The following is a 6,508-nucleotide window of genomic DNA, read 5'->3' as shown; positions in this document are numbered from 1 at the left end:
GATTATCGATAAGCACGGCCTCGCAGGCTGCGCGATCCGCTCCCGGCGGCACCACGCCGGCCATGATATGCACCTGCGGGCAACCGAGCTGGCAGGCATACTCCAGCGCCAGCTCAATATCGCGTCGGGCCTCCGCGCTTCTCCCGGGGATGGCGGCGAGCCCCCATTCTCCGGCGTTGACGTCGCCGGGTGGGGTATTGAACAGCACCAGCTGCAGCTGGTTCTCCTGCAGGCGCTGTCTGATTTCCCCGGCGGCATACTCATAGGGAAACAGAAACTCAACGGCTTCAAATCCCGCCCGGGCAGCGGCGGCAAAGCGTTCCAGGAACGGCAGTTCGGTAAACAGCATGGATAAATTTGCAGCGAATTTTGGCATGGTTTTATCTCAGTTCTTTTACTTCGTCAGCGGTCAGGTAGCGGATCTCGCGGTTGCCGAGGGTAAATATCAGCCGTGCGGTCTCTTCCAGTTCCTCGGTATTGTTGGTGGCTTCGCGCAGCGATGAGCCAGTGACCACCGGTCCGTGGTTGGCCAGTAAAAAGGCGTTATAGCGGGGCGCCAGCCCGGCCAGCGCCTGGGCAATACGGTCATCGCCCGGCCGGTAGTAGGGAACCACCGGGACGTCGCCGACGCGCATCACCACATAGGGGGTAAAGGGGCGGATACAGTTGTGCGGATCGAGCCCCTGCAGGCAGGAGAGCGCGGTCAGATAGTGGCTGTGCAAGTGGACGATCGCCTTGCAGGCCGGGTTGTGCAAATAGACCGCCCGGTGAAAAGTGACCTCTTTCGATGGTTTATCGCCGGAGATCCATTCCCCTTGCAGCGTCACCACCGACAACCGCTGAGCCTGCAGTTCGCCGAGGCAGGCGCCGGTCGGCGTCGCCAGCAGGTTGCCGTCCGGCAGCAGCAGCGACAGATTGCCAGCGGAGCCGGTGGCATAGCCGCGGCTAAACAACGAGGCGCCAATCTGTACCATTTCCTCTCGCAGTTGTTGCTCAGTCATGACGAAACTCCTGCTGGGCACGGGCAAAGAACTGGATATCGCCGAAGTTACCTGACTTCAGCGCCAGGGAGAGCGGCTGGCGGGTGTCACGCACCCAGGGCACGCCAGGGGAGATGGTCGGCCCAATATGGAACGCCTCAACCCCCAGGGTCTGCGCCACAATGCTCGACGTTTCCCCTCCGGCCACAATAAAGCGGGTAAATCCTTTCGCCTTCAGGGCGGCGGCAAGGGCGGCAAACAGCTGTTCCACCCGTTCGCTGCTGGCCTTGTCGCCATACTGCGCCTGGATCCGCTGCAGCGTTTGCGGCTCGGTGGTGGCATAGATCATCGGCGCCAGCGGCGCATCGCGCTGCGCGTCCACCCAGTCAGTCAGCGTCCTGACGTAGCTCTCCAGATCGGTAAAGCAGGCGCTTAAGTCGACGGCGCGGGCGGGGGCCTGTTGACGATAGGCCGCCACCTGGCTGTTGGTCATCACCGAGCAGGAGCCCGAGAGCACCACCGCCGGGCCGACCAGCGGCATGCCGGCCTGAGCGCTTTCACCCCGGGCGCCATGGCGCTGCGCCCAGTCGCGGGCGAGGCCGATGGCGAGGCCGGAACCGCCGGAGACCAGCTTCATCTCCCGCAGCGCCACGCCCTGGGTGAGCAGATCCTGTTCGCTGAGGGCGTCGAGCACCACATAGCGCACCGCCGGATCGTTGACTGCCGCCAGCGCGGCGGCGACCGCCTCCGGCCCCCGGGCGACAATCGGCCAGGCAATCAGCGCGGCTTTTCCGCGCCCCTGGCGCTCAATTAAGCGGCCCAGGTGCGCATCCTCCATCGGCGTCACCGGATGGTGGCGCATCCCGGACTCATTCAGCAGTTGCTCGCCGACGAACAGGTATCCCTGATAGACCGTGCGGCCGTTAACCGGCAGCGCCGGGGAAATCACCGTCCGCGTCTCACCCAGCTCGGCCAGCAGGGCATCCAGCACCGGGCCAATGTTGCCCTGCGCGGTGCTGTCGAAAGTGGAACAGTACTTGAAATAAAACTGCTGACAGCCCTGGGCCTGCAGCCAGCGCAGGGCCGCCAGCGACTGGCTGACGGCCATTTCCGCCGGGCAGGAGCGGGTTTTCAGGCTGATGACCACCGCCTCGCTGGTCAGCGGAAGATCGCGGGTCGGCACGCCATTCAGTTGCACCGTCGGCATGCCGTTGCGCACGAGGAAGCTGGCAATATCCGTGGCGCCGGTGAAGTCATCGGCAATGACACCAAGCTGCATGTTGTCTCTCCTCACTGTTTATGGCCCGGCAGGGTGATGCCGTTGAAAATCTTGATCACCGCGCTGTCATCTTCCCGACCGAATCCGGCATTACTGGCGGAGGTGAACATATTCAGCGCGGTGGTAGCGAGCGGCAGCGGGAAGGTCAGCGCCCGGGCAGTGTCATTCACCAGCCCGAGATCTTTGACAAAAATATCGACAGCGGATTTTGGCGAGTAATCGCCATCCAGGACGTGCTGCATGCGATTCTCAAACATCCAGGAATTACCCGCCGCGTGGGTGACCACGTCATACATCGTCTCCAGTGGGATCCCGGCGCGGGCGGCAAGCGCCATCGCTTCGGCGGCAACGGCGATGTGCACCCCGGCCAGCAGCTGATGGATAATTTTTACCGTCGAGCCAAGACCAATGTCGCTCCCGATGCGGTAGACTTTGCCGGCCACGGCGTCCAGCACCGGCGCGAGGCGGGCAAAGGCGGCATCGCTCCCGGAGGCCATCACCGTCATGTCGCCGGCGGCCGCTTTCACGGCGCCGCCCGATACCGGCGCGTCGAGCATCAATAGCTGGTACTCCGCCAGCGCCTCGGCAATGGCCTGAGCATCGGCGGAGGCGATGGTGGACGACACCATCACGACGGTGCCCGGCTTCAGATGGGCGGCGAGGCCGCTCTCGCCGAACAGGATCCCCCGCACCTGGGCGGCATTGACCACCAGCAGCACAACTGCATCCAGTTCTGCGGCGAACGGCACCGCGCTGGGGCCCGCGCCTTTGGCGCCCGCCGCCAGCAGTGCGCGACAGTTGTCGGGATTGATGTCAACGCCCCAGGTGTTCAGGCCCGCCTGCAGGCAGGCGCGGGCGGCGCCCATGCCCATTGAACCCAGTCCAATCACGCAGACGTTAGTGTGTGCAGCCATGCTGGTCTCCTTGTGAACATTAGTTAATTAATGTGATTTAATGATAGAATAAAGCGTTATCATGTGAATTTATGTGAGAGTTATCACGAATAACCCACATGAATATAAAAAATTCACAGGCGGAAAGAGGCTGCACAACGGCGATTCTTGCCCTAAAATAGCCTAAAAACAGCGGCAAAGCGCGATAACAACAGAGGGTGTCGCCAGGGCCGTAGCCTGGGTGGTGACGCCTGGTGTGAAAAAATGGTAAGGGGAGAGCGGTGATTCCAATAGAACGACATCAGCGTATTTTAGCCCTGGTGGAGCAGCGCGGGGCGGTAAGCATTAACGAGCTGACGGAGATCCTCGGCGTGTCCCATATGACCATCCGTCGGGACGTTAGTAAACTGGAGGAGCAGGGGCTGCTGGTCAGCGTCTCGGGCGGCGTACGCGCCGTCAGCCGGCTGGCCGCGGAACCCAGTCATCTGGTGAAAAGCACGCTGCAGAGTGAGGAGAAACAAGCGATCGGCGCGCTGGCGGCGAGTCATATCGCCAAAAACAGTTGCATCTATCTGGATGCCGGGACTACCACCCTGGCGCTGGCGCGGGCGATCCTCGACCGGAACGATCTCCAGGTGGTCACCAATGATTTTGAGATAACCCAGCTGCTGATCGATGCCAGCCAGTGCGGCGTGATCCACACCGGCGGCACTCTGTGCCGGGAGAACCGCTCCTGCGTGGGCGAATCGGCGGCGCGTACGTTACGCCACCTGGCTATCGATACGGCCTTTATCTCCGCCAGCGGCTGGGACAGTCGCGGGATATTCACCCCTGATGAGAACAAGGTTACCGTCAAGGAGACCGTCAGCCAGGTCAGCGCGAGAAGCATCCTGCTGTGCGACAGTTCGAAATACAATCAGGTGGCCACGTTCATGGCGTTACCTTTGACCCGGTTCACCACCATCATTACCGACCGGCATCTCTCCGATGCCGCCGCCAGTCATATCGCCCGGCACGCCTGCGAGGTGCTGCGGGCCGGATAACGCGCGCGGCCACCGCCGGGTTAGCGTTGCCAGTGCTCGATCAGCGCCGCGCCGATCCCGGCGATTTGCTGATTTCGCTCGGCCATGCTCGCCGGGGTATCCCGCAGATAAATCACCACGATGCGCTCTGCTTTGTTATTCGGGCCAAGCAGGGCGACAATCCCGCGCGCACCCCGTTCGCCAGCTCCGGTCTTATCGGCGATAAACCAGCCCGCCGGCAGCACGGAGCGGATCAACGGTCCGGCGACTCGATCGTCCACCATCCACTGCAGCAGCTGCCGTTGCGAACGGGCGCTCAGACGCTGGCTGGTCAGCAGCTTGCGCAGGGTCGCGGCCATGCTGGCCGGGGTAGTGGTGTCGCGGGCGTCGCCGGGAAGCGCCTCATTCAGTTCCGTTTCCCAGCGGTCAAGGCGGGNNAGTCAATCCTGCGGGGCCGCCGACGGTGGCCAGCAGCAGATTGGCGGCGCTGTTATCGCTCATGGTAATGGCGGCGGCGCAGAGTTCGCCGACCGTCATGCCGTCGGCAAGATGTTTTTCGCTGACCGGCGAGTAGTCCACCAGATCCTGCTGGCGATAGTGGATCTTTCGCTCCAGCTGTTCGTCACCGGCATCCACCCGCGCCAGCACTGCGCCGCAGAGCACTACTTTAAAGGTGCTCATCATGGGAAAGCGTTCATCGGCGCGCCAGGCGGTCAGCGTGCGGCCGCTGGCCAGATCCATTTCTATCATGCCTACGCGGCCCGACAGCTGGCTTTCGCTTAGTTTAATTTGCTCAAGCGGCTGCGGGCTGGCGTGTACCGCCAGCGGCAGGGTGGCTAACAGGGAGATAATACACAGGCGAATATAACGCATAACCACAATACATCCTTGAGTGAGGGCCGATAAAGGCGAGTAAAGAAGCGACAAATAAGAATAACCCGGCGTTTTGCTGATTCACAATTCCTCTTTTTTCCTTCATCATTTGTCATCTTTTATTTCGAATAATCAATATCTAGCCCTGCCTTAGCACGCTATTTTTTGACTCAAGGCCGTGATGAACTATAAGAAAGTACTAAATACCGCACTCTGTCGGGCGTCGCTGTTTGCCGATCATCACGCCCGCCGGTCCCTGCGGTTCGCCAACGCTATATGCCATCCCGGGAGGAACTGGTGCACCCGATAATTAAGGTCATGCTGGTGGGCGGTAAGGCGGACGGGCTGTTGGTCAGCGTCGCCGATGACGCGACCGAGGTCTCGGTGACGCCTGCGCAGTACGGTGCGCTATCCGGGCAACCGTTGAGCTACCGAATTGTTAGCCAAACCATTGACGATGAGCGCTATTTTTTTGGCGTTTTCAGCGACGCCCATCAGGATAGCGATAAGCTGACGCGGGTCGCCCTGACCCGTGGAATGAAAAAAATGTTCTGTTAAACCCTGCCCGAAAGGGGGCGTAAGAGGGTGTGCCGGGCGCCGCTGTGCTACTGTGGCAGCCTTCTATTTCCAGGGCCGGACGCATAATGATTCAGTACATTCGTATTCAAAATTTTCGCTCAGTGAAGGATATCGCGCTGGAGCTCGGGCCGCTGAACATTGTCTTCGGCCCTAACGGCTGCGGTAAATCCAATATTTATAACGCCATCCACCTGCTGACCGCTGCCGCTGAGGGCAGGCTTTCGGGGTTTATCAGCGAAGAGGGCGGTCTGGAGAATATGATGTGGTCCGGGGAGCGTTCGCCCCTCGATCGTCACCCCCGCCGGCTGCAAATCGCCTGCCGGACCGACAGCTTCGATTATGAGCTGCAGATAGGCTTCCCTGAAAAATTGCCCTATCCGACGCAATTCATGCTCGATCCTATCGTTAAAGAAGAGAATATCTGGCTGGCCGGCTACTCCCGCCGGCCTTCCTCCCGCGTACTGCAGCGCAAGAATCAGGCGGCGTTTCTCGTCGATGTCACCGGGGAGAAAAGTACTTTCACCGAGAGTATTTATGAAAATGAGTCGGTGTTCGGTCAGCTTGGCGAGCCGCACCGTTTTCCCGAAGTGTCGCGAGTGCGGGAGACCCTGCGCCGTTGGCGGTTTTATCATGAATTCGCGATTGGCCGTCATTCGCCGCTGCGTCAGCCGGCCGTGGGTTACCGTTCGCCAGTCCTCGACAGCGATGGCCAGAATCTCGCCGCCGCCTTTCAGACCATTGTCGAGATCGGCGCGGAGGAGATTTTGCATGAAATCCTTGCCGACGCCTTTCCCGGCTGCCAGTTTTATTGTGAAAACGAGCACTCGCGTTTCGCTCTGAAAATGCGTCGCGAAGGGATCCGCCGCCCGCTGCTGGCGGCGG

General features: G+C 60.9%; 7 protein-coding genes and 1 pseudogene. 3 read left to right on the top strand and 5 right to left on the bottom strand.

What is annotated here, in order from left to right:
* From KHQ28_RS23700 to ltnD, 4 genes are all read right to left on the bottom strand, one after another.
* The coding region (locus tag KHQ28_RS23700; protein WP_049205589.1) for a TIM barrel protein at window positions 1–376 on the bottom strand (376 nt) is incomplete at its 3' end.
* A gap of 4 nt (window positions 377–380) precedes the next feature.
* Window positions 381–1,001, bottom strand: coding sequence for an aldolase (locus tag KHQ28_RS23695; protein ID WP_002210516.1), 621 nt, complete (start codon window positions 999–1,001; stop codon window positions 381–383).
* Window positions 994–2,259, bottom strand: a complete 1,266-nt coding sequence (gene otnK, locus KHQ28_RS23690; RefSeq protein ID WP_004224682.1) for a 3-oxo-tetronate kinase — start codon at window positions 2,257–2,259, stop codon at window positions 994–996. The genes KHQ28_RS23695 and otnK overlap by 8 nt, the downstream gene beginning before the upstream one ends.
* Before the next feature lie 11 nt (window positions 2,260–2,270).
* Window positions 2,271–3,173: an L-threonate dehydrogenase gene (ltnD, locus tag KHQ28_RS23685; protein ID WP_002903955.1), complete on the bottom strand. Its 903-nt coding sequence runs from the start codon at window positions 3,171–3,173 to the stop codon at window positions 2,271–2,273.
* Window positions 3,174–3,433: 260 nt separating this feature from the next.
* On the opposite strand from ltnD, the gene KHQ28_RS23680 reads away from it, so the two are divergent.
* Window positions 3,434–4,195, top strand: a complete 762-nt coding sequence (locus KHQ28_RS23680) for a DeoR/GlpR family DNA-binding transcription regulator (protein WP_002210513.1) — start codon at window positions 3,434–3,436, stop codon at window positions 4,193–4,195.
* A 20-nt stretch (window positions 4,196–4,215) separates the two neighbouring features.
* On the opposite strand, the pseudogene blaSHV reads toward KHQ28_RS23680, so the two are convergent.
* A pseudogene (gene blaSHV, locus KHQ28_RS23675) lies at window positions 4,216–5,047 on the bottom strand (SHV/LEN/OKP family class A beta-lactamase).
* Between the two features lie 297 nt (window positions 5,048–5,344).
* Between blaSHV and KHQ28_RS23670 the strand changes: the two are divergent.
* Together KHQ28_RS23670 and KHQ28_RS23665 are read left to right on the top strand one after the other, a co-directional pair.
* Window positions 5,345–5,605: a hypothetical protein gene (locus tag KHQ28_RS23670; protein ID WP_004176262.1), complete on the top strand. Its 261-nt coding sequence runs from the start codon at window positions 5,345–5,347 to the stop codon at window positions 5,603–5,605.
* Between the two features lie 86 nt (window positions 5,606–5,691).
* Window positions 5,692–6,508 (top strand): AAA family ATPase (locus KHQ28_RS23665; RefSeq protein WP_211777699.1); only part of this gene is annotated, 817 nt, incomplete at its 3' end.

The sequence above is a fragment of the Klebsiella sp. 28 genome (genome assembly GCF_018223905.1).
Lineage (GTDB): Bacteria > Pseudomonadota > Gammaproteobacteria > Enterobacterales > Enterobacteriaceae > Klebsiella > Klebsiella pneumoniae.
This window is presented reverse-complemented; position numbering and strand designations above follow the sequence as displayed.